The sequence below is a fragment of the Acinetobacter stercoris genome (assembly GCF_900323515.1).
Taxonomy (GTDB): Bacteria; Pseudomonadota; Gammaproteobacteria; order Pseudomonadales; family Moraxellaceae; genus Acinetobacter; species Acinetobacter stercoris.
In genome coordinates this window covers 1-609 of record NZ_OOGT01000464.1, presented here as the reverse complement: position 1 = coordinate 609, position 609 = coordinate 1, and the positions used below count along the sequence as shown (strand labels likewise).

General features: G+C 46.1%; 1 protein-coding gene. It reads right to left on the bottom strand.

The window, feature by feature from the left end:
• Window positions 1-609 (bottom strand): phage baseplate assembly protein V (locus KPC_RS20250; protein ID WP_228212380.1); only part of this gene is annotated, 609 nt, incomplete at both ends.

Here is a 609-nt window from a genome sequence, read left to right as displayed (position 1 = left end):
CATAGATACTTCCAGCGACAAAAGGTCGATCTATATCGCCCTCAAAGAAGTTGATGCAGACTTCATCACCTACTCGCGGATGGAAACGGCTGCCTTCTCCTGCCGACCCTGCCCAAAATGTCATGACGGGTAACCAGAAGGAATCCTGATCATTATCATTGGAACCACTGCCACCTGCATGTTGATGGTCTTGTGCCCGGGTAAACAGGAAGCGGACTTTCACATCTCCATAGGCATTGACATGGATCTGTTCATTTTCTGGACCAACCACCATGCCACGCATCGGATATACCTGTGGCCGATGTTTTAATGGATGGTATTCTGGAACAACCGGAATATTTCGGCGCACGAGTGTCAGTTCGGTACCATGCATTTCATCCTGATTGATTTTTAAATACTGCCAGTGGCTGAGGTCAATCAGTGCATCAATCTGGTTTTTCAGGTCTTTGGGCAAGTTGTTCTGGTGATAGAATTTTTTCCCAAAAATCAGCATTTGCCGATCTGAACTGTCATGCTGATCCAGTTCAAAATGTCCTGTCAGCTCAAAGAAATATCCCACATCCGCATCACGGACACTGCTTCTGGCTATGAATTTTTTGGCTTGCAAGT